This window comes from Pseudomonas sp. GL_139_B (assembly GCF_057834475.1).
On the sequence record NZ_CM174403.1, the window covers coordinates 1,395,518 to 1,417,018 of the forward strand.

General features: G+C 58.4%; 22 protein-coding genes and 1 riboswitch. Of the genes, 12 read left to right on the plus strand and 10 right to left on the minus strand.

The genetic code is table 11. The annotated features are described in order from the left end of the window. Positions 1-5: 5 nt before the first annotated feature. The gene (locus AC3ISI_RS06280) at positions 6-1,073 is read right to left on the minus strand and encodes a putative urea ABC transporter substrate-binding protein (protein ID WP_489335964.1); all 1,068 of its coding nucleotides are present in this window, start codon (positions 1,071-1,073) and stop codon (positions 6-8) included. Between the two features lie 61 nt (positions 1,074-1,134). Next, positions 1,135-1,235, minus strand: a riboswitch (guanidine-I (ykkC/yxkD leader). A gap of 283 nt (positions 1,236-1,518) precedes the next feature. On the opposite strand from AC3ISI_RS06280, the gene AC3ISI_RS06285 reads away from it, so the two are divergent. Then, positions 1,519-1,767, plus strand: a complete 249-nt coding sequence (locus tag AC3ISI_RS06285; RefSeq protein ID WP_489335966.1) for a hypothetical protein — start codon at positions 1,519-1,521, stop codon at positions 1,765-1,767. A 167-nt stretch (positions 1,768-1,934) separates the two neighbouring features. Next, the gene (locus AC3ISI_RS06290; RefSeq protein WP_489335967.1) at positions 1,935-2,402 is read left to right on the plus strand and encodes a hypothetical protein; all 468 of its coding nucleotides are present in this window, start codon (positions 1,935-1,937) and stop codon (positions 2,400-2,402) included. 55 nt (positions 2,403-2,457) lie between these two features. On the opposite strand, the gene AC3ISI_RS06295 is transcribed toward AC3ISI_RS06290, so the two are convergent. After that, positions 2,458-3,570: an enoyl-CoA hydratase/isomerase family protein gene (locus AC3ISI_RS06295; RefSeq protein WP_489335969.1), complete on the minus strand. Its 1,113-nt coding sequence runs from the start codon at positions 3,568-3,570 to the stop codon at positions 2,458-2,460. A 132-nt stretch (positions 3,571-3,702) separates the two neighbouring features. Here AC3ISI_RS06295 and ung point away from each other — a divergent pair, with 132 nt between their 5' ends. Continuing rightward, the gene (ung, locus tag AC3ISI_RS06300; RefSeq protein ID WP_489335971.1) at positions 3,703-4,395 is read left to right on the plus strand and encodes a uracil-DNA glycosylase; all 693 of its coding nucleotides are present in this window, start codon (positions 3,703-3,705) and stop codon (positions 4,393-4,395) included. An 89-nt stretch (positions 4,396-4,484) separates the two neighbouring features. Here ung and AC3ISI_RS06305 read toward each other — a convergent pair whose 3' ends face one another. Genes AC3ISI_RS06305 through AC3ISI_RS06320 form a run of 4 tightly spaced genes read right to left on the minus strand, consistent with a single transcriptional unit; the run spans position 4,485 to position 8,528 of the window. After that, positions 4,485-5,525 (minus strand): AbrB family transcriptional regulator, encoded by a 1,041-nt coding sequence (locus AC3ISI_RS06305; RefSeq protein ID WP_489335973.1) that lies wholly within the window; start codon positions 5,523-5,525, stop codon positions 4,485-4,487. Continuing rightward, positions 5,518-7,032 (minus strand): tripartite tricarboxylate transporter permease, encoded by a 1,515-nt coding sequence (locus AC3ISI_RS06310; RefSeq protein WP_452625280.1) that lies wholly within the window; start codon positions 7,030-7,032, stop codon positions 5,518-5,520. Before AC3ISI_RS06310 ends, AC3ISI_RS06305 begins: the two co-directional genes overlap by 8 nt. Position 7,033: 1 nt before the next feature. Beyond that, complete coding sequence (locus AC3ISI_RS06315) at positions 7,034-7,492, minus strand: tripartite tricarboxylate transporter TctB family protein (RefSeq protein ID WP_489335975.1); 459 nt, start codon at positions 7,490-7,492, stop codon at positions 7,034-7,036. Between the two features lie 58 nt (positions 7,493-7,550). Next, complete coding sequence (locus AC3ISI_RS06320) at positions 7,551-8,528, minus strand: Bug family tripartite tricarboxylate transporter substrate binding protein (RefSeq protein WP_489335976.1); 978 nt, start codon at positions 8,526-8,528, stop codon at positions 7,551-7,553. Positions 8,529-8,921: 393 nt separating this feature from the next. On the opposite strand from AC3ISI_RS06320, the gene AC3ISI_RS06325 reads away from it, so the two are divergent. Both AC3ISI_RS06325 and AC3ISI_RS06330 read left to right on the plus strand, forming a co-directional pair. Next, positions 8,922-9,593 (plus strand): response regulator, encoded by a 672-nt coding sequence (locus AC3ISI_RS06325; protein WP_140666022.1) that lies wholly within the window; start codon positions 8,922-8,924, stop codon positions 9,591-9,593. Continuing rightward, a complete protein-coding gene (locus AC3ISI_RS06330; protein ID WP_489335977.1) occupies positions 9,586-10,971 on the plus strand; it encodes a sensor histidine kinase N-terminal domain-containing protein in 1,386 nt (461 codons plus the stop codon). The genes AC3ISI_RS06325 and AC3ISI_RS06330 overlap by 8 nt, the downstream gene beginning before the upstream one ends. 119 nt (positions 10,972-11,090) lie before the next feature. On the opposite strand, the gene AC3ISI_RS06335 is transcribed toward AC3ISI_RS06330, so the two are convergent. Further along, positions 11,091-11,912 (minus strand): HDOD domain-containing protein, encoded by an 822-nt coding sequence (locus AC3ISI_RS06335; RefSeq protein WP_489335979.1) that lies wholly within the window; start codon positions 11,910-11,912, stop codon positions 11,091-11,093. A gap of 35 nt (positions 11,913-11,947) precedes the next feature. Further along, positions 11,948-12,889 carry a CAF17-like 4Fe-4S cluster assembly/insertion protein YgfZ gene (ygfZ, locus tag AC3ISI_RS06340; RefSeq protein ID WP_489335980.1) on the minus strand — a complete coding sequence of 314 codons (942 nt, stop codon included), beginning with the start codon at positions 12,887-12,889 and terminating at the stop codon, positions 11,948-11,950. A 149-nt stretch (positions 12,890-13,038) separates the two neighbouring features. On the opposite strand from ygfZ, the gene AC3ISI_RS06345 reads away from it, so the two are divergent. Both AC3ISI_RS06345 and AC3ISI_RS06350 read left to right on the plus strand, forming a co-directional pair. Next, a complete protein-coding gene (locus AC3ISI_RS06345) occupies positions 13,039-13,293 on the plus strand; it encodes an FAD assembly factor SdhE (RefSeq protein ID WP_007944081.1) in 255 nt (84 codons plus the stop codon). Continuing rightward, a complete protein-coding gene (locus AC3ISI_RS06350; RefSeq protein ID WP_489335982.1) occupies positions 13,277-13,729 on the plus strand; it encodes a protein YgfX in 453 nt (150 codons plus the stop codon). The genes AC3ISI_RS06345 and AC3ISI_RS06350 overlap by 17 nt, the downstream gene beginning before the upstream one ends. Here the strand turns inward: AC3ISI_RS06350 and nadB are convergent. Further along, complete coding sequence (gene nadB, locus AC3ISI_RS06355) at positions 13,698-15,314, minus strand: L-aspartate oxidase (RefSeq protein WP_489335983.1); 1,617 nt, start codon at positions 15,312-15,314, stop codon at positions 13,698-13,700. The two genes, AC3ISI_RS06350 and nadB, sit on opposite strands and share 32 nt — an antisense overlap. A gap of 555 nt (positions 15,315-15,869) precedes the next feature. Here nadB and rpoE point away from each other — a divergent pair. The 4 genes from rpoE to AC3ISI_RS06375 all read left to right on the plus strand — a co-directional run bounded on the left by rpoE (position 15,870) and on the right by AC3ISI_RS06375 (position 19,644). Further along, positions 15,870-16,451, plus strand: a complete 582-nt coding sequence (gene rpoE, locus AC3ISI_RS06360; RefSeq protein WP_007944079.1) for an RNA polymerase sigma factor RpoE/AlgU — start codon at positions 15,870-15,872, stop codon at positions 16,449-16,451. Positions 16,452-16,481: 30 nt separating this feature from the next. Further along, positions 16,482-17,069, plus strand: a complete 588-nt coding sequence (locus tag AC3ISI_RS06365) for a sigma-E factor negative regulatory protein (RefSeq protein WP_489335984.1) — start codon at positions 16,482-16,484, stop codon at positions 17,067-17,069. Positions 17,070-17,077: 8 nt separating this feature from the next. Then, a complete protein-coding gene (locus tag AC3ISI_RS06370; RefSeq protein ID WP_489335985.1) occupies positions 17,078-18,037 on the plus strand; it encodes a MucB/RseB C-terminal domain-containing protein in 960 nt (319 codons plus the stop codon). A 179-nt stretch (positions 18,038-18,216) separates the two neighbouring features. Next, positions 18,217-19,644 (plus strand): DegQ family serine endoprotease, encoded by a 1,428-nt coding sequence (locus AC3ISI_RS06375; protein ID WP_489335987.1) that lies wholly within the window; start codon positions 18,217-18,219, stop codon positions 19,642-19,644. A gap of 74 nt (positions 19,645-19,718) precedes the next feature. Here AC3ISI_RS06375 and AC3ISI_RS06380 read toward each other — a convergent pair whose 3' ends face one another. Continuing rightward, positions 19,719-21,152, minus strand: coding sequence for a M48 family metalloprotease (locus tag AC3ISI_RS06380; RefSeq protein ID WP_489335988.1), 1,434 nt, complete (start codon positions 21,150-21,152; stop codon positions 19,719-19,721). A 97-nt stretch (positions 21,153-21,249) separates the two neighbouring features. Here AC3ISI_RS06380 and AC3ISI_RS06385 point away from each other — a divergent pair, with 97 nt between their 5' ends. Next, positions 21,250-21,489, plus strand: a complete 240-nt coding sequence (locus AC3ISI_RS06385; protein ID WP_489335989.1) for a sulfurtransferase TusA family protein — start codon at positions 21,250-21,252, stop codon at positions 21,487-21,489. The last annotated feature ends 12 nt before the right edge of the window (positions 21,490-21,501 follow it).

Here is a 21,501-nt window from a genome sequence, read left to right on the forward strand (position 1 = left end):
CCTGTTTACAGCTTGGCGTCGGCAGCCATCTGCACGAAGGTCGGGTCGAAGCGCAGCTTGAGGTTGGACGTGTCGCCGCTGGTCACGCCATTGGCGAACGCCATGCCGACGGCGCTGGTGTCCTTGGCGCCTTCGCCGAGCAAGCCGTGCTGGAACGAAAACTCGGCAACTTTGCGCATGGTGGCCGGCAGTTGCTTGCTGGTGGAGAAATCCAGAGCTTCTTTGGGCGTGGCGAACAATTTGGTGGTGTCGAGTTGCGCCTGGAAACCCGCCAGGTCAGTGCCGGATGCCTTGGCCATATGTTCGAGCGCGGCTTTGCTGGCGGCGTTTTTCGCGTTCATCAATTCGACGACTTCGAACCAGGCACCGGTCAGCGCTTTGCCTAGCGCCGGGTTGTCTTTGAGGGTGGCGCTGTTGACCACCATCATGTCCATGATTTCGCCGGGGATCTGGCTGGAGTTGAAGACTTCGGTGACGTCGGGTTTGGCCTTGATGTCTGAAAGCATCGGGTTCCAGGTGGTGACCGCGTTGACCTGTTCGGTGTTGAAGGCGGCCGAAATGTCGGCGTCGGAGGTGTTGACCACTTTCAGGTCTTTCTCGGTGAGGTCGACCGAATCCAGCGCACGGGCCAGCAGGTAGTGGGAAACCGACAGCTCCACCAGGTTGACGTCCATGCCCTTGAGGTCGGTGATTTTTTTACCGTCACCCTTGAGCACGATGCCGTCGTTGCCGTTGGAGAAGTCGCTGACGATCAGCGCGGTGCTGTCGACGCCGCCAGCGGCCGGAATGGTTAGCGCATCCATGTTGGTCATGGTGCAACCGTCAAACTGGCCAGCGGTGTATTGATTGATCGATTCGACGTAGTCGTTGAGCTGCACCACATCAATCTTGATGCCGTACTTTTTTGCCCATTTGTCGACAATGCCTTGGCTGCCGGCGTATTCCCAGGGCATCCAGCCAGCGTAAATCGTCCAACATACGCTGAAGTGGTCTTTCTGGGCGGCCTGGGACGAGAAGCTTACGAAGGCTGCGAATGCAGCGGCGAGCAGGGTGGGTAGACGAAGCTGGGACATGGTGGTTCTCCAGTTGATCAGGGGCGGGCAGGAGTCAACGCGGCACCGCGAACGGTGGCTTGTCTCCCGGGCTTTTGTCCCGCCGTGTAACCTCAACTGGAGGTCGCCAACTCTCGGACCAGCCACTCGCTCATGCGAGCCGGAACCCTAGTCAGCCATTGCAAATTGTGGTGCCGCGAACCTGTAATTAACTCCTGCACGCTTTTACTAAAGCGAGAGACGTGCCAAGTCGGCTTGAGCGCTCTAGCGTGGGGATGACGCGAGGACTACGTCGGGAGGGGGGAGCAAGGTTGCCTTGTGATGGTGCGCAGCTGCACCGCAATGGAACGGTTTGCCCGCTGATCTGAAGGTATTTGCGGCCCCGCACTCGATGGCGTTTTTCAAGTCAAAAGCAATGTCAGTCGGCCTTTGTCGGCTGCTGTCCCAGGTCTTTTCGGAGGCCGTCATGCTGCGTCGAATTGTGTTGGCTGTGTTGTTCGGTTTGGGGTTGTCTGGTTGCTATTACTCCACAGGCCCCTACGACGAGTACGGCGCTTCTTATTACTACCCCGGTTATTACTATCCTGGTTATTACTCGCCTTACTACTACGGTGGCTATTACGGCCCACGGTATTACGGGGGTTATCGCTACCGTTATTACGGTGGCCACGGACCGCGTTATTACGGTGGTGGATATCACGGCTGGCACCATTAATCAGTGCGCGAATAGATGAAAAACCTTTCATCGGGCAGATGTTTCAATGTGTTTCATGGGCGCACCAGATTTCGAAATCGATGTCTGATCTTTCGACAGTCACCGAATAATTGACTGTCGCTCGCCAGCGTCGCTGGTGTAGCTCACTCGCGGTCCAGGAGGCCGCCATGCTCTGTCGAAAACAGCTGCGCCGAATTCTTCTGATTGCTCTATCGGGATTGTCTCTTGGTGCGTGCGTGCCCTATTCCGATGGAGGAGCCAACTACTACAGTTCCGAGGTCTATACCTCGCCAGCGCCAACCTATTACGCCGGTGGCGGATCCTATTATTCAGGAGGCGGGGGGTATTACTCGCCGCCGCCCCGGTACTACTCACCGCCAGCGCGGTATTACCAGCCGACCCCACGCTATTACTATCAACCAAGGGTCTATCAACCGGCCCCGCGCTATTACCCGTCGCGGGGCGATTACCGGGCCCATCAAAATTATGGGTGGGACGGCCATAATCGCGGCGGTTGGAACAATGATTACCAGGGGGGTGGACGCAACAACCATCACGACGGACGCGGTGATCACAACAGTCAAGGCAACCAAAACAGTCAAGGCCACAACAACGGCCGAGGCGGTCACCGTTAATTTGAGCTAAACGCAATACCCTGTGGGAGCGAGCAGGCTCGCTCCCACATTCCGTTCAGTATTCCGACAAATCCGCCAATGGGTGCCTGCCTTCCCAGGCCTTCTGAAAGTGCGCTTCCACCACCGTATCCGGCACTTTGTTGATGTCCGGCCAGTGCCAGTGCGGTTTTTGGTCCTTATCAATCAACCGCGCCCGCACACCCTCGCTGAATTCCGGATGACGGCAGCAGTTGAGGCTCAAGGTGTATTCCATCTCGAATACTTGGGCCAGCGACAAATGCCGCGCCCGGGCGATTTGCTCCCAGACCAGATGCGCGGTCAGCGGCGAGCCTTCGCTCATGGTTTTTGCAGCACGGCTGAGTAGCAGGTCGGCGCTGTCGCGTTGCAGGCTGATGGCTTTCCAGGCGCAACTCACATCACTGACGTCCAGCAGCTCATCGATGTGCTGGCGCCGTGGCAACCACTGGGCTTCGGGCATTTGCGCGACCGCTTCCTGCTGCAAGGCCTTGAGCAAACTGTTGAGCTGCATCGGCGTTTGTTCCTGCCAGTTCAATTGCAGCAACCCTTCGATCAGCTCCTCCTGTTGTTCGTCGAGCAGGAAACGGTCAGCGAGGTCCAGGTCGATCGCATCGCGCCCGTTCATATGGGCACCGGTCAGGCCCAGAAACAGCCCGAGCTTGCCGGGCAGTCTCGATAGAAACCAACTGGCGCCAACGTCAGGGTACAGGCCAATGCTGATCTCAGGCATCGCCAGCCGAGTGCTTGGCGTGACAACCCGGATACTCGCGCCTTGCAACAAACCCATCCCGCCGCCGAGCACATAACCGTGGCCCCAGCAGATCAACGGTTTCGGGTAGGTGTGCAGTTTGAAGTCCAGGCGATATTCCGCCGCAAAGAAGTGCGCGGCCAACGGCGGCACCTCCCCGGGATGCGCGCGACAGGCTTCCACGAGGCTGCGCACTTCACCACCGGCACAGAAGGCCTTGGCACCGTTACCGCGCAGTAACACGCAGACTATCTGCGGGTCCTTGGCCCAGGCGTCCATTTGATCGCGCAGGGCGTTGATCATCGGCAGGGACAGGGCGTTAAGGGACTTTTCGGCATCGAGGCTGGCAATGCCGATGCGAGCGCCGTCGGTGCCGGTGAGTTCTTCGAAGTGCAGATTCATCGTGACCTCGATCGGGAATTTGAGCGTTCAGTATGATCGCTGTACAGGAAAGTGCCGGATGTGCGTCAGATCAATTGACAAGCATGATGGGCTTTCCTAGGGTTCGCCCCATTGTTTTTGCCGGATGTAACCATGACTGCTGACGACCGTATCAAACTCGAACCGAGCTGGAAGGAGGCACTGCGTGCCGAATTCGACCAGCCCTACATGGCAGAGTTGCGTGAATTCCTGCAACAGGAGCGTGCGGCGGGCAAAGAGATCTATCCACCGGGCCCGATGATTTTCAATGCGCTCAACTCTACACCGCTGGACAAGGTCAAGGTCGTCATCCTTGGTCAGGATCCCTACCACGGCCCGGGCCAGGCCCATGGTTTGTGCTTCTCGGTGCAACCGGGCGTGCCGGCGCCGCCGTCGCTGGTGAATATCTATAAAGAGTTGAAGCGCGACCTGAATATCGACATCCCCAATCATGGCTATTTGCAGCGCTGGGCCGACCAGGGCGTGCTGATGCTCAACACCACCATGACGGTCGAGCGCGCCAATGCCAATGCGCACAAGGATAAGGGCTGGCAGTTTTTCACCGACCGGATAATTGAGGTTGTCAGCCAACAGCAGCCGCATCTGGTGTTTATGCTGTGGGGCGCGCATGCCCAGAGCAAACAGAAGCTGATCGACGCGACCAAGCACCTGGTGCTGACGTCGGTGCATCCGTCGCCGTTGTCAGCGTATCGAGGTTTTCTGGGATGCGGGCACTTCAGCCGGACCAACAAGTTTCTTGAGCAGAATGGCGAGACGCCGATTGAGTGGCGGTTGCCGCCACTCTAAAAGCATCGCGAGCAGGCTCACTCCCACAAGAATCGCGCGAACCCTGTGGGAGTGAGACCGGCTTGCCGGCGATGGGGACAACTCGGTCTTCAGGAAGATTCCGGCACTCGGTTCCAATACTTGAACAACGGCTCCGCCAGAAACAGCACAAACAGCAACCGCATCACCTGCATCGCGGTCACCAGCGGCACCGACAACTGCAGCGTCTCCGCCGTCAGGCTCATCTCCGCAATCCCGCCGGGCATCATGCCCAAGGTCAGCGAACGCAAATCCAGATGGGTCAGTGCACTTAATCCCATTGCCGCCGCCGTGGCGATCAACATGGTCAACACTGTGCCAACCAAGGTCCGGCCCATGAATGAAGGCGCACGTCGGAAAAACTGTCGGTTGAAGTGACAACCCAAGCCGCTGCCAATCAGCCATTGGCCGATCTGGCTGCCGCCATTGGGCAAACCGATGTGCAAATCCCAACTGATACTTACCGCCGCACTCACCAGCAACGGGCCGAACAGCCATGGATTGGGTTGACGAAGACGTTCCCAGAGCCACGCCGCCAAGGCGCCTGCCGGGAATAGAAGAGCGAGCCACCACCCATTGACGGCTGTCGGATGAACAACCGGCGCACCGTCACCCAACAAATACTTGAACGCCGCCGGTACGCACAACACCACCACCAACACCCGCAAACTTTGCCCCGCCGCTACACGGCTGAGTACTGCGCCATTGCGCGCGCCGAGGTTGACCATCTCCCCGGAGCCACCGGGCATGCTGGAAAAGAACGCGGTGGCGCGATCTTCACCGGTACGCCGCATCAACCAGACCCCGACCACCGCCGACAGGCTGGTGACCAACGCACCGAAGAAGATCAGACCGAAATGCCCCAGCACCTGCTCCATCACCACCGGGGTGAAGTGCAGGCCGATGCCGATTCCCACAATCCACTGGCCGCACTTGCGCCCGCCAGGGATTTCCGCCAATTGCCAAGGGGTCACGCAACGCACGAGGATGATCGCCAGCAGCGAGCCGACCATCCACGGCAGCGGCCAGCCGATCTGGCTGGCGAGGTAACCGCCCAGCAGACCGACCAGCGGCGTTCCCCACCAGGCTTTGAGCGGCGTTCGATCAGACATCGGCGATAGCGCGTTGAGCGGCCGAACGTTTACGCCAGATCCGCAGCAGTGGCATCAGCAGCATGATTGCGGTCAGTACCCAGCAGCCGAAAGTGATCGGGCTGGACCAGAGGATTTCCAGTGCACCGTTGGAAATCGACAGCGCGCGACGCAGGTTTTGTTCCATCAGGCCGCCGAGGATGAAGCCCAGCAAAATCGGCGACAACGGGAAGTCCAGCTTGCGCAGGATGTAGCCGAAGATGCCGATGCCGATCATCAGGAACAGGTCGAACGTCGTGGCGTGAACCGCGTAGACGCCGATCCCGGTGATGATCGCAATCACCGGCACCAACGCCCAGTTAGGCACGGCGAGGATGCGGGTGAAGATGCGGATCATCGGGATGTTGAGGATCACCAGCATGATGTTGGCGATGAACAACGAAGCGATCAGGCCCCAGACAATATCGGGTTGCTGTTGGAACAGCAGCGGCCCCGGCGTGATGTTGTACAGCGACAGGGCGCCGATCATCACCGCTGTGGTGCCCGAGCCCGGAACACCGAGGGTCAGCATCGGCACCAGTGCGCCGCACGCTGCGCCGCCGATGGCGGTTTCCGGTGCCGCGAGGCCGCGCATGTCGCCCTGGCCGAACGTGCCTTTGGCGCCGGCGATACGTTTTTCGGTCATGTAGGCCACGGCGCTGGCGAGGGTAGCGCCGGCTCCCGGCAACACCCCCATGATGAAGCCCAGCACACCACAACGCAGGTTCACCACGAACACCGCCGAGGCTTCCTTGAAGTTGAACATCATGCGGCCGGTGGCTTTCACTGCTTCCTGACCATGATGGGTTTTTTCCAGCAGCAGGAGGATTTCGCTGATGGAGAATAGCCCCAGCACCAACACGACGAATTGAATGCCGTCGGTCAGGTGGATGTTGTCCCCGGTGAACCGGTACACGCCGCTGTTGGCATCGATCCCGACGCTCGACAGAAACAGGCCGATCAACGCCGCAATAAAGGTTTTCAGCGGTCGGTCTCCGGCCATGCCGCCAAGGCAAACTATGGCGAACACCATCAGCACGAAATATTCCGCCGGGCCAAAGGCAATCGCCCATTTCGCCAGCAGCGGGGCGAACAGCACCATGCCGCAGGTGGCGATGAACGCGCCGATAAACGAACTCCACGCCGACAACGACAGCGCGACACCGGCCAGGCCTTTGCGGGCCATCGGGTAACCGTCGAGTGTGGTCATAACGGTAGAAGCTTCACCGGGAATGTTCAGCAGAATCGAGCTGATTCGTCCGCCGTATTCGCAACCCAGGTACACCGCTGCCAGCAGGATCAGTGCCGATTCCGGTGGCAGGCCGAGCGCGAATGCAATCGGGATCAACAATGCCACGCCATTGATCGGGCCCAGGCCCGGCAACAGGCCGACCACGGTGCCGATCAGGGTGCCGCACAGCGCGGTCACAAGGTTGTACGGGCTCAGCGCGACGCCAAAACCCTGACCCAAATAGCCAAGCGTATCCATATCAGTTCTCCAGAACGTCGAGCACGCCCAAGGGCAGTGGCACGTCCATCAACTTGTCGAACAGCAGATAAAGGCCGACGGCCATTAGCGTAATGATCACAATGCTGGGCACCCAGCGACCGCCGTACAGGCGTGCCATCGGAATGCCGATCAGGATGCTGGCGACGATGAAACCAAGGGGTTCGAAGGTGCCGGCAAACACCAGTAACAGCACCACGCAAATGCCGATTTTGGTCAGGGTTTCGCGGTCCATCGGTGGTTCGTCGGCGTCGTGCTTGATCGGCGCCGGACGAAACACCATGTACAGCAGCGCCAGGCCCATCAGCCCGAGCATCAGCAGCGGAAAGGCCCGAGGCCCCACCGGTTCGTAGGAAAAAGCCGCTTTATACGGCCACGCCATCAGTGCCAAGCCAACACAGGCCAGCAACAGCACCGAAGCAAAAATGCGTTGTAAGAGCATGGGGAACTCCTGTGCCGCGGCCCCGAAGAACGAGGCCGCAGCCGCTAGACAGAGGCGATCACTGGATCAGGCCGAACTCTTTGGCCAGCACTTTGTAGTCCGCTACCTGCTTCTTCACGTACGTGTCCAGCTCCGGGCCGGTCATGGCGAACGGGAACAGTTCACGCTGATCGCGCAGCTTGGCGAAGTCTTCGGACGCCAGCAGTTTGTCGAAGGCGTCTTTCCACCAGGCGTAGTCTTCGTCGCTGACTTTTGGCCCAAGGTAGAAGCCGCGAACCACCGGCCAGACAATGTCGTAGCCTTGCTCTTTGGCAGTCGGGATGTCTTTCATTTCCGGCTCGTCCAGACGCTTCTCGGCAAACACGGCGAGCAAGCGCATGTCGCCGCTCATGATGTGCGGCATGGAGTCGGAGATGTCGGTGCTGCCGACCTGAATGTGGCCACCGAGCAGGGCGGTGGCGATTTCACCGCCGCCTTCGAGGGCGACGTAACGCAGGTCACGGGGGTTGATCCCGGCGGCCTTGGCGATCAGTGCGGTTTGCATCCAGTCCTGACTGCCGACGGTGCCGCCGGAACCGATCACCACTTTGCTCGGGTCTTCTTTCAGTGCCTTGACCAGATCGTCCAGGGTCTTGTAGGGCGAATCGCTTTTCACCGCGATGGCGCCATAGCTGGTGCCGACGGCGGCCAGCCAGCGTACGTTGGTTTCATCGAATCGACCAAACTTGCCTTGCGCCAGGTTCAGCAACGAACCGCTGGACCAGGCCACCAGCGTGCCGGCGTCAGCAGGGCGCTGAGCGACCACCGCGTTGTACGCCACTGCGCCGACGCCGCCGGGCATGTAGGTCACGCGCATCGGTTTGGTCAGCAGCTTTTCGTTGATCAGCGCGCTCTGCGCCAATTTGCAAGTGAGGTCGAAACCACCGCCCGGTGAGGCCGGGGCGATGCATTCCGGGCGTTTGGGTTCGGCCATCAATTGACCGGCGAACAGCATGCAGCTGGCGGCGAGGGCGAAACGGCGCAGTGATCGATTCATTTTTGTCTCCAAGGGAGTTTTTGTTTTTGGGAATGTGTCAGGTGCGGCGGTTTTGCGTCGTGCAGCCGGCAGCGGTGCTGGCAAGCGTAAACGATGGGATTTTAAAGGAAGGGCGAGACGGGCTAGCCTGAAGCTGTGTGGACAGCATGGTGCAGTACCTCGTTTATTGTTCTTATTGACGAAAACGCGTCATGGCGTTTTTCGGGCGCTACATTTCAAAGCACTATTGGAGGGCCGGCATTCGAAACCCTCCGTGGGCCGACTCTAACGGGACAACCTTTCACTAACCTTTCAGCAGGGTTTCACGGTTTACGGGCTTCACAGCAGCGGATGCGGCTGTAAACTCCGCGCCAAAGAATGGCGTCGACCATCCCCTGATTGAGGTAAAGATCCATGCGTGTTCTGCTCGTCGAAGACCACTTGCAGCTGGCCGAAAGTGTCGCCCAGGCGCTCAAGAGCACCGGGCTGACGGTGGACGTGCTGCATGATGGTGTGGCCGCAGACCTGGCTTTGAGCAGCGAGGAATACGCCATGGCCATTCTCGATGTCGGCCTGCCGCGCATGGACGGTTTTGAAGTGCTCGCGCGCTTGCGCTCCCGGGGGAAAAACCTGCCGGTGCTGATGTTGACCGCTCGCAGCGACGTCAAGGATCGGGTCCATGGCCTGAACCTTGGTGCTGACGATTACCTGGCCAAACCCTTTGAACTGACCGAACTCGAAGCACGGGTCAAAGCCTTGTTGCGCCGCAGTGTGCTGGGCGGTGAGCGTCAACAGCGCTGCGGTGTGCTGGTCTATGATCTGGACACCCGGCGCTTCACCCTTGGCGAAGAATTGCTGACCCTGACCTCCCGCGAACAGGCCGTTCTCGAGGCGCTGATCGCCCGGCCCGGTCGAGTGATGAGTAAGGAGCAACTGGCCTCCCAGGTGTTCGGTCTGGACGAAGAAGCCAGCCCTGACGCGATCGAAATCTATGTGCATCGCTTACGCAAAAAACTCGACGGCCAACCGGTCGCGATCGTGACCTTTCGTGGTCTTGGCTACTTGCTGGAAAGCCGCGATGCATAAGCCCAGTAGCCTGCGCTGGCGGTTGCTGTGGAACCTCGCGCTGTTGCTGGTGGTGTTAATGCTGGCCAGCGGTTTGAGCGCGTACTGGAATGGGCGCGAAGCGGCCGACACAGCCTATGACCGCACCTTGCTGGCGTCGGCGCGAACTATTGCGGCGGGTGTCACCCAGCGTGACGGCACGCTCAGTGCCGACGTGCCCTACGTGGCGCTGGATACGTTTGCCTACGACAGTGAGGGGCGAATTTTTTACCTGGTCAATGACATCCACCAGAATTTGATTTCCGGTTACGAAAACCTTCCTGCGCCACCTCCGGGAACGCCGCGTACCGATGACTACCCGGCGCTGGCACGGTTTTACAACGCCACGTATCGCGGGCAGAACGTGCGGGTGGTCAGCCTGCTCAAGCCGGTCAGCGAGCCGAACATGAATGGCATGGCGGAAATTCGCGTTGCGGAAACCGATGAGGCACGGGTCAGTATGGCCCGCAGTCTGGCGGCGGATACGTTGCTGCGGCTGGGCATGCTGGCGATTGGCGCGTTGCTGCTGGTGTGGTTTGCCGTGAGTGCGGCGTTGCGCCCGCTGGAACGCTTGCGCACGGCAGTGGAAGAGCGCCAATCGGATGATCTGCGGCCATTGCCGATAGTGGAAGTGCAACACGAGTTGTGGCCGCTGGTACGCGCGCTCAATCACTTTACCGAGCGGCTGCGCGAGCAGTTCGAGCGTCAGGCTCAGTTCATCGCCGATGCCGCTCATGAATTGCGTACGCCGTTGGCGGCGCTCAAGGCGCGGCTTGAGCTTGGCCTGCGGGCAAGTGAGCCTGAAACCTGGCGCAGCACTCTGGAAACCGCTGCCCAGGGCACGGATAGATTGACGCACTTGGCGAATCAATTGCTCTCGCTGGCGCGGGTCGAAAACGGTGCTCGGGCCATTGCCGAGGGCGGGGCGCAGTTGCTGGATTTGAGTCAGTTGGCGCGGGAGTTGGGCATGGCCATGGCGCCGCTGGCCCATGCGCGCGGTGTTGCCCTGGCACTGGAAGCGGACGAGCCGGTGTGGCTACGCGGTGAACCGATGCTGTTGAACGAATTGCTGAGTAATCTGGTGGACAACGCACTGGCCCATACGCCGTCCGGCGGTAACGTGATTCTGCGGGTCACTGCACCAGCGATCCTGGAGGTTGAGGATGACGGGCCGGGGATTCCGGTTGAAGACCGGGAGAGGGTGTTCGAGCGCTTTTACCGACGCAATCAACAGGTTGCCGGGTCGGGACTGGGGTTGGCGATTGTTGGCGAAATCTGCCGCGCGCACCTGGCTCAGATCAGCCTGCATGATGGTGAGACGGCGGGGTTGAAGGTTCGGGTGAGTTTTATTGCCGGGTAGTTTTGTATTGTCTGGACTGGTCCATTCGCGAGCAGGCACGCTCCCACAATGGATCTGCGTAACGCTGAAGATCCCCTGTGGGAGCGAGCCTGCTAGCGATGGCAGCGACACGGTCTCGGCTAGTAAAACATCGACCGCGATTCTTCCAGATCCCTGCACATCGCTTCGTTCTGGGGATCGATTCCCAGCTTCTTGAACGACGGCACGTTGAGCACATCGATTTGAGCCAGCGGATGATCGGTGTCCTTGTGGCAATACAGACTGGCCACTTGCACCAGATCGACATAATCAAGCCGCTCAGATTGACGCTTGAAGTCCAGGTATTGCCCTGGCACCTTCACCAGCTTTTCCGGAAACTCCCAAACCCTGAGCAGTTTGTCACCGATCAACGGATGAATCTGATCGATCACATGGTTGAGGCTGACCGGGTCAGACAGCAGCTGATAGTGATCTTCGGCGTAGGTCAGAATCGGCAACACACCGATCTGATGCACCAGACCACCGAGGGCGGCCTGGTCGGGTTTGAGTTGTGTGTAGTGGCGGCACAAGGCATAGCTGACCCCGGCGATCTCCAGGCTTTTGCGCCAGACATCGCGCATCTTCTGTTGCACCACTTCGGAGCGGGCGTGGAAAATCTGTTCCATCACCAAGCCGATCGCCAGGTTGCTGCTGTAGTTGACACCCAGTCGCGTGATTGCCGTGTGCAGGTCGTTCACCTCTTGAGTCGCACGCAGCAGCGGGCTATTGACCACTTTGATCAGGCGCGCCGATAACGCCGTATCGCGGCCGATCACTTTGCTCAGTGTACTGACACTGATTTCCGGGTCTTCGGCAGCCTTGCGAATCTGCATGGCCACTTCCGGTAATGTTGGCAGAACCAGGTCATCGTTATCGATGGCCTCAACCAAATCCTGTTGGACCTTTTCCGCCAGATCGCTCATTTCGTTTCTCTAGGGTGTTGCAACAAATGCTGCGGTTAACGCTGGATTTCGCGGTCGCGATCCAGTGAGTAAGGCAGGTCGAGCAAGTTCAAGGCCGGTCCTTCGAGGGTGCCTAGGTGAATGTCACCTCCCTCAGCTGCTTCGGCTTGCAGCACGGCCAGCAGTTCAATGTTTTGTTCCGCGTTGGCCGCCAGGACCACTTCGCCGATAGAACTGCCATGGGACGGGGAAAACAGTGGCGTGCCGGGGGCGGGCAGTGCGCTGGCATCCAGAGTCAGGCGATACAAGCGGCGCTTGAGTTTGCCCAGGTACTGCATGCGAGCAACGATTTCCTGGCCGGTGTAGCAGCCTTTCTTGAAGCTCACGCCACCGACGGCTTGTAGATTGAGCATCTGCGGGATAAACAGTTCGCGTGTCTGTGGCATGACCTGGCCGATGCCTGCGCGGATCTGGCCCAGTAACCATTGGTTCAGAGGGCTTTCGGCCAACAGGGCGGACAGCTTGCCTTTGATGGCGTCGGCCTGATTGGCAGCGACCCACAGTTCGGCGCGATCCGGTGAAACACGGATGACGATCAGACCGTCATGACGCACGACACTATTGGTGTCTGCCGGCAACTCAAGACCGAGGCTGCTCAGCGCGGCATCACCATGGTCGAGGCCGAAGCGGACCCAAGCGCTGCTTTCGTCGGTCAGCTTGGATTTGGAGAAAACGGCGTATTTTTTCAAGTCAGCCAACTGCGGTTCCAGCAGTTCGGTGGCCATCGCCATCAAAACGCCATCACCTTCCAGCAGAATGCGGAAACTCGACTGCATCCGGCCTTTTTGCGTGCAGCGGGCGCCCAGGCTGGCCAGGGTATCGCTCAGGTAATTGAGGTTGCAGGTCAGTTGGCCTTGCAGGAATTTGCCGGCATCCGCGCCGCGGACCGCGAGAACGCCTTCGTGAGACAGGGTGCAGAAAAAAGCAGAATCGGCCATGGGTCATCGCAGGGTAAAGAGTCTGGGGGACATCATAAGGGGGCGCCCGTGAAATGGGTAGTTCACAAAAGGTCGGAATAGCCCGACCAAAGCTGACTGTTCGAGGCAGCCCGGGGCTGTATACTTGCCGCCTATTTGAGGAGCGCTCCATGGTCGAAGATGTTGAACTGAATCGCCTCTACTGGCACAGCCGCCGCGGCATGCTTGAGCTGGACGTATTGCTGGTGCCGTTTGTAAAAGAGGTCTACCCGCACCTCAATGATGTCGACCGCGATTGCTACCGCAAGCTGCTAGAGTGCGAGGATCAGGACATGTTTGGCTGGTTCATGGAACGCGCCGAATCCGAAGATCCGGAGCTCCAGCGCATGGTTCGCATGATCCTGGACCGTGTCCAGCCCAAGTAAAACGTTCGAATGCCGCTGGCATGCCTCACGGCAGTTGCTGGCGGCGTATCTCCTGGCCCAGCTATTCGCGCTGGGTTCGTTGTTTCTGCTGTCTATACCGGTCTGGGCCAGTCTGCTCGGCGCTTTTTGCTGTCTGGCGCATGGCGTTTGGGCATTGCCGCGTCAGATTTCACTGACGCACCCGCAGGCATTTCGCGGCTTGCGACGCGACGCCGAGGGTTGGCAGTTATGGAATCAGGCTCAGGGTTGGCAGCCGGTGCAGCTGCGACCGGACAGCCTCGCGCTGCCATTGATCGTGGTGCTACGGTTTCGCCTGCGCGGCGAACGGCGGGTCAGATCGATCTGCATACCCCACGACTCGCAGGCGGCGGATGTGCACCGACGCCTGCGGGTTCGACTTGCGTTCAGTCGACGTAGGTGGGCGGCACCAGAATAGTGTCCAAGGCCACCGGGAGCATATTGGGGTAATCGAGGGTGTAATGAAGGCCCCGGCTTTCCTTACGCTCCATGGCGGACTGGATCATCAGTTCTGCTACCTGAGCCAGGTTGCGCAACTCGATCAAATCGCGGCTGACCTTGTAGTTGCTGTAGAACTCATCGATTTCGTCCAGCAACAGCCGCACACGGTGCTGGGCCCGTTGCAAGCGTTTGTTGGTGCGCACGATACCGACGTAGTCCCACATGAATCGCCGCAGTTCGTCCCAGTTGTGCGCAATGATCACGTCTTCGTCAGAATCGGTGACCTGGCTCGCATCCCAAATGGGCAGGGTGACTGGCATCGACACGTGCGGTAGCTGTTCAACAATGTCCGCCGCCGCTGAGCGGGCGTAGACGAAACACTCCAGCAGCGAGTTGCTGGCCATGCGGTTGGCGCCGTGCAGGCCGGTGAAACTGGTTTCCCCAATGGCATACAACCCTGTCACGTCGGTGCGACCGTTCTGATCGACCATCACGCCACCGCAGGTGTAGTGCGCAGCCGGAACCACCGGGATCGGCTGCTTGGTAATGTCGATGGAAAACTCGAGGCAGCGTTCGTACACCGTTGGAAAGTGTGTCTTGATGAACGCTTCGGATTTGTGGCTGATGTCCAGATAGACACAGTCGACACCCAGGCGCTTCATTTCATGGTCGATGGCCCGGGCAACAATGTCCCGTGGTGCCAGTTCTGCGCGCGGGTCGAAGCGTTGCATGAAGCGCTCGCCGTTAGGCAGCTTCAAGTGTGCACCTTCGCCGCGCAGGGCTTCGGTGACCAGGAAGCTTTTTGCCTGCGGGTGGTAAAGGCAGGTGGGGTGGAATTGGTTGAACTCCAGGTTCGCCACCCGGCAGCCAGAACGCCAGGCCATCGCAATGCCATCTCCGCAGGCGCCGTCGGGGTTGCTGGTATAGAGATAGACTTTGGCCGCGCCACCGGAGGCGAGGATGACAAAGCGTGCACCGTAGGTGTCGACTTCGCCGGTTCCGCGATTGAGAACATAGGCGCCAAGACAGCGGTCGCCGTCCAGACCCAGACGTTTTTCGGTGATCAGGTCCACCGCGACACGCTGTTCCAGCAGTTCGATGTTAGGCCGTTGTTTTGCCTGGGCCAACAATGTTCTGAATATCGCGGCGCCCGTGGCATCGGCGGCATGAATGATACGCCGATGACTATGGCCGCCTTCACGGGTCAGGTGAAACTCGAATCCGCCGTCTTCGGTGCCGGATTGTTCATCGCGGGTAAACGGCACGCCCTGGTCGATCAGCCATTGGATCGCCTCTTTGCTGTGTTCGACGGTAAAGCGAACAGCGTCTTCATGGCACAGGCCGCCGCCGGCATTGAGGGTGTCATCGACGTGAGACTCGACGGTGTCGGCGTCATCCAGAACGGCCGCGACGCCACCCTGGGCCCAGAAAGTCGAGCCGTTGGAGAGGTCGCCTTTGCTCAGTACCGCGATGCGCAAATGATCGGGCAAGGTCAGCGCAAGACTCAAACCGGCAGCACCGCTACCAATCACCAGAACATCATGTTGAAACTGTTGGCTCATTTCAGGATTCCGCTCAAAGCGACCCGGGTCGGGGGTGGCGCAAGACTGCTGGAACGGCGAGTCTGGTCGGCCACAAAGCCCACTAGTATATAGAGGGGGCGCGCGGCACAATACCCGAGCACATATGGCATTGTGAAACTACTGTGACGGGAAATACCCGACGCTTCGTCGGATGGTTTTTTGGTCGAATCGACGACAAGACGACTGTATCGTCGATTTAACAGTATTTTTCTATTCAGGGTTGCACAATCTCGGTGCCGTCCATTTTTAAATATGGAACTTTTGCCAAAGGCCCAAGATCAATAGACGGTTGCCAGATTCAAGGGACAGTGTCGGCTTCAGGGCGGGATCTGTAGTTTGATCCTTGCTGGCGAATCCGATGACAAGATTATTCGCGCAGCCGGGTAACCCGCGCTGCGCTTTTCGTGCGTGCCAAATCAGAGCCCGCAGGAAACTTGCTTGGAGGGGAGAACTTTTGCGAAAAGCCCGAGTCTATGTTTGCAAGCCTGGTCGTTCAGATATGCAAGCCTCCTCCGAGCTTATCGAGGAGTGTTCATGCTAACCCAGGAAGAGGATCAGCAACTGGTCGAGCGCGTTCAACGTGGCGACAAGCGAGCTTTCGATCTGCTAGTGCTGAAATACCAGCACAAAATTCTCGGGTTGATCGTGCGTTTCGTGCACGACACCCATGAAGCCCAGGATGTGGCGCAGGAAGCCTTTATCAAGGCGTACCGAGCCCTTGGAAATTTTCGCGGAGACAGCGCGTTTTACACGTGGCTTTACCGCATCGCCATCAATACGGCGAAAAACTATCTGGTTTCACGCGGCCGTCGGCCGCCGGATAGCGATGTCAGTTCCGAGGATGCAGAGTTCTACGATGGCGATCATGGCCTCAAGGATCTCGAGTCGCCAGAACGCGCGTTGTTGCGGGATGAGATCGAAGGCACCGTTCATCGAACCATTCAGCAACTGCCAGAAGATTTGCGTACGGCTTTAACTTTACGTGAATTCGATGGTCTGAGTTACGAGGACATTGCTGCAGTCATGCAGTGTCCGGTGGGTACCGTGCGCTCCCGGATTTTCCGCGCTCGGGAAGCCATCGATAAAGCCCTGCAGCCGTTGTTGCAGGAAAACTGAGACAGCGGCGATAGCCAAGAGAGGAACGCCATGAGTCGTGAAGCCCTGCAGGAATCGCTGTCCGCAGTGATGGATAACGAAGCGGACGAACTGGAATTGCGTCGGGTATTAAATGCCTTGGACGATGTTGAAACCCGTGAAACCTGGGCTCGTTACCAAATCGCTCGGGCAGTCATGCACAAGGACTTGCTGCTTCCACGGCTGGATATCGCTGCGGCAGTGTCTGCTGCGTTGGCCGACGAAGCTGTGCCGGCAAAAGTCTCCCGTGGTCCATGGCGCAGCCTGGGGCGTCTGGCAGTTGCCGCTTCAGTCACACTGGCTGTACTGGCTGGCGTTCGTTTGTATAATCAGGACGAGATCGCTGGTGTCGAACTGGCTCAGCAATCCAATCAACCAGGTCTGGCCGTTCCTCAAGTTAAAGGCCCCGCTGTATTAGCAGGCTACAATGAGAGTTCGGATGCCACTGGCCCTATGGCCAACGGCGTATTGCAAGGTCAGCCAGGCTGGCATGATCAGCGTCTGCCAGGTTACTTGCGCCAACATGCTCAACAGGCTGCATTGAAAGGCACTGAAAGTGCGTTGCCTTATGCTCGTGCAGCAAGCCTGGAAAACCGTTAAGGAGGATCATGCGCTCCATACCTCTACTTTCGCTTCTGCTTGCAGGCTGGTTTGTTGTTCCAGCCTACGCTGATGAGGCCCAGGATTGGTTGACCCGTCTGGGTCAGGCCGAGCAACAGCAAAGTTTTCGCGGTACTTTCGTTTACGAGCGTAACGGTAGTTTTTCTACCCATAACATCTGGCATCGCGTCCAGGATGGCAAAGTCCGAGAGCGTTTACTCCAGCTCGATGGCTCAGCACAGGAAGTCGTGCGCATTGATGGGCATACTCAATGCGTCAGCGGCACCCTGATGGCAGGACTGGGGGATTCACCCAATTCTGCTGCTCGTGCACTGGATCCACAAAAGTTAAAGAATTGGTATGACCTTGCCGTCATCGGCAAGTCGCGTGTGGCTGGACGTGCGGCAGTGATCGTTTCGCTGACGCCACGTGATCAGCACCGTTACGGTTTTGAGCTTCATCTGGATAAAGAAACCGGCCTGCCGCTCAAGTCATTGTTGCTCAATGACAAAGGGCAGTTGCTGGAGCGATTCCAGTTTACGCAATTGGATACCTCCAAGGTGCCGTCTGACAGCGACTTGCAGGCAGGTGACGATTGCAAGGCTGTCACTCTCGACAGTGACAAGGCTTCCGCCATTAAAGCGGCTCAAGTCTGGCATTCGGATTGGTTACCACCTGGTTTTGAATTGATCAGCAGCAGCGCTCGCAAGGACCCGGAGACCAAAACCCAGGTCAATAGTCTGATGTATGACGACGGTCTGGCACGTTTCTCGGTATTTCTTGAGCCGTTGAATGGCGCAACCGTGACGGACACCCGGACACAGTTGGGTCCTACTGTCGCTGTATCCCGGCGCCTGACCACGCCTCAAGGCGAAATGATGGTGACCGTCGTCGGTGAGATCCCGATAGGCACTGCTGAACGGATTGCGCTGTCCATGCGCACCGATACCACTGCAACCAAGCAGTGAGCGAATGTCGAAATGTTTGGTGAACATTTCAATTTGCAAAAAATACTGAATTTTTCTATAGGTTAGAGCCTCACTGCTCTGGCCTTGTTTTGTTGTTTGCGGAACATAAATACCGGCGTATTGTTCCCGGTGTTCCTTGCTCCATATCGCTTAACCCTGCTCGTCGTAACGGGAGCCGTATGTCGATACCACGCTTAAAGTCTTACCTCACCATTTTTGCCACCGTGCTGGTTCTCGGTCAGGCGGTCACTGCTCAAGCAGCCGAGTTGCCTGATTTTACTCAGCTCGTCGAGCAGGCCTCGCCTGCCGTGGTGAACATCAGTACCACTCAGAAACTGCCTGACCGCAAAGTCTCCGGGCAAATGCCGGACCTCGAAGGCTTGCCGCCAGCGCTGCGCGAGTTCTTTGAAAGGGGCATGCCTCAACAGCCGCGTTCACCTCGCGGTGATCGCCAGCGTGAAGCGCAGTCCTTGGGCTCGGGTTTTATTATCTCGCCTGATGGTTACATCCTGACCAACAACCATGTGATTGCCGATGCCGACGAAATTCTCGTGCGTCTCGCTGATCGCAGTGAACTGAAGGCCAAACTGGTCGGCACCGACCCGCGCTCCGACGTGGCGCTGCTGAAGATCGAAGGCAAGGACCTGCCGGTTCTCAAGCTCGGTAAATCCCAGGACCTGAAAGCCGGTCAGTGGGTTGTGGCCATTGGTTCGCCGTTTGGTTTCGATCACACCGTGACCCAAGGCATCATCAGCGCCATCGGGCGTAGTCTGCCGAACGAAAACTATGTGCCGTTCATCCAGACCGACGTGCCGATCAACCCGGGTAACTCCGGTGGTCCGCTGTTCAACCTGAATGGCGAAGTGGTCGGGATCAACTCGCAGATCTACACCCGGTCAGGGGGCTTCATGGGTGTATCGTTCGCGATCCCTATCGACGTTGCCATGGATGTTTCCAATCAACTGAAAGAGGGCGGCAAAGTCAGTCGTGGCTGGTTGGGAGTGGTGATTCAGGAAGTGAACAAGGACCTGGCCGAGTCGTTTGGTCTTGAGAAACCGGCCGGTGCGCTGGTAGCTCAGATCCAGGACGACGGCCCGGCTGCCAAGGGTGGTCTGCAAGTCGGCGACGTCATTCTGAGCATGAACGGCCAGCCGATCATCATGTCGGCCGATTTGCCACATCTGGTGGGCGCGTTGAAGGCGGGCTCCAAGGCCAATCTTGAAGTGATTCGCGAAGGCAAGCGCAAGAATGTCGAGCTAACGGTTGGCGCGATTCCTGACGAAGAAAAAGATATGGATACGATGCCTAAGTCGGGCGTTGAAATCAGCAGTAATCGTTTGGGTGTCTCCGTCGTCGAGCTGTCCGATGAACAGAAGAAAACCTACGACCTCAAAGGTGGTGTGGTGATCAAGGAAGTTCAGGATGGCCCGGCCTCCCTGATTGGTTTGCAGCCAGGAGATATCATCACTCACCTGAACAACCAGGCCATCGGCTCCACTAAGGAGTTCACCGAAATTGCCAAGGCACTGCCAAAGAACCGGTCGGTTTCGATGCGGGTTCTGCGCCAAGGTCGTGCCAGCTTCATCACCTTCAAACTGGCGGATTAAACCGGTTGTTGGCTGAATAAAAAAACCGCCTCGAAAGAGGCGGTTTTTTTGTGCTCGGCTTTTACAGCGGAACGTCAGCCCATCATGTCCTTGATCATGCGCTCCTGTTCCATCAGCTCACGTTGACGCGCATCGATGCGCGAAGACAGCGGGAAGTTGCTGCCGGCTTTACGTTTGGCGAAATCCAGTTGCTGAATGGCCTGGCGATAGTCGCCGATCAATGCAAAGTACTCTGCGCGAGCTTGATGCAGGCCGATGATGTTGCCTGACAGGCCGCGAGTTTCGGCCACCTGATACCACACGTCGGGATCGTCAGGACGCGACTTGAGCAGGCCTTCCAGTGCCTTTTCAGCATCGGCAGTGCGGTCCTGTTTCAGCAGCAAATCGACACGTATCTGATTGAGCGGATAGTTACCGGGGTACTGAGTAAGCATCCGGTCAACACGAGATTGAGCATCCGGTAGTCGACTGTTGGTCATGTCCAGATCGATCTGCGCCAGGTTGTAGATGATCTCGTTCGGCGATTTTGCCAGCAGTAGCTTGAGGTTCTCTCGAGCCTCATTCAGCCGGCCTCCCTTGATTTGGGCAATCGCCAAACCATAGCGTGCGACATCACTTTTCGGGTTTTCGTCAAGCTCGGCACGGAAGCGCTTGGCGCCCAGGCCTGGGGTTTCTTCATAGAACAACTGGACTCGTGCACGAATCAGCTGATAACGCAGGGTGTCTTCGATGCCGCCCGGTGGAGCCTGTTCGGCGCGGTTGCGGGTATCGGCAATCCGCGATTCGGTAACCGGGTGAGTCATCAAAAATTCCGGCGGCTTGGCGTCGAAGCGGTACTGGCGCGCCAAGCGCTCGAACATGCTCGGCATCGCGCGTGGGTCGTAACCGGCTTTTTCCATATTGAGAATGCCGATGCGGTCGGCTTCCTGTTCGTTCTGGCGCGAGAAACGCCGTTGCTCCTGAATGGCCGCCGCTTGAGTACCCGCAATGGCCGCAATCCCGGCGTTGCCGCCACCGGCTGCCGCAATCACGATCCCGGTCAGCAGGGCAGCCATCATCGGCACTTGCATACGCTGTTGGGCTTCAATGCCACGGGCAAAGTGGCGTTGCGACAAGTGAGCCAGTTCGTGAGCCAGCACCGACGCATATTCGCCCTCGGTCTGCGCATTGAGGAACAAGCCGCCGTTGACCCCGACAATCCCGCCCGGCGCCGCAAAGGCGTTGAGCTGCGGGCTGTTGATCAGGATGAATTCCAGTCGCCGGTCACTCACTTGGCTGGTTTCCACCAGTCGGTAAACGCTGGATTCGACGTAATCCTTGAGTTGCGGATCGTTGAGTTGCGAGACCTGACTGCGCAATAGTGCCAGCCAGGCACGGCCCAGTTGGTATTCCTGTTGCGGTGAGACGATGGCAGAACTGGCGTCGCCAAGTGACGGCAGGTCGTCGGCAAAGCCCGGTGAGGCAAGCAGGCAAGCGAGCGTCAGCAGGGTAGGGCGCAAAAAAGTCATGCACAAAGCCTTAGTCGACAAAGACCTTACTGTAGCCGGACACAGGGCTTGCGACCAGATATTCTAAGCCTCTCAACCACGTCCCCGGAGTGAAGTAATGACCGATGCTGTAGCCCATGACGCCGAACTGGACGCCAGCGGCCTGAATTGTCCGTTGCCGTTGCTCAAGGCCAAGCTTGAACTCAATCTCATGGCCAGTGGCGCGGTGCTCAAGGTGATCGCCACGGATGCCGGTTCTCAGCGCGACTTTCGCACCTTTGCCCGATTGGCCGGTCATACCCTGCTTCGTGAAGAAGATGAGGCGGGTGTTTACCGCTACTGGATAAAAAAAGCCTGAAACCTGCGGCGT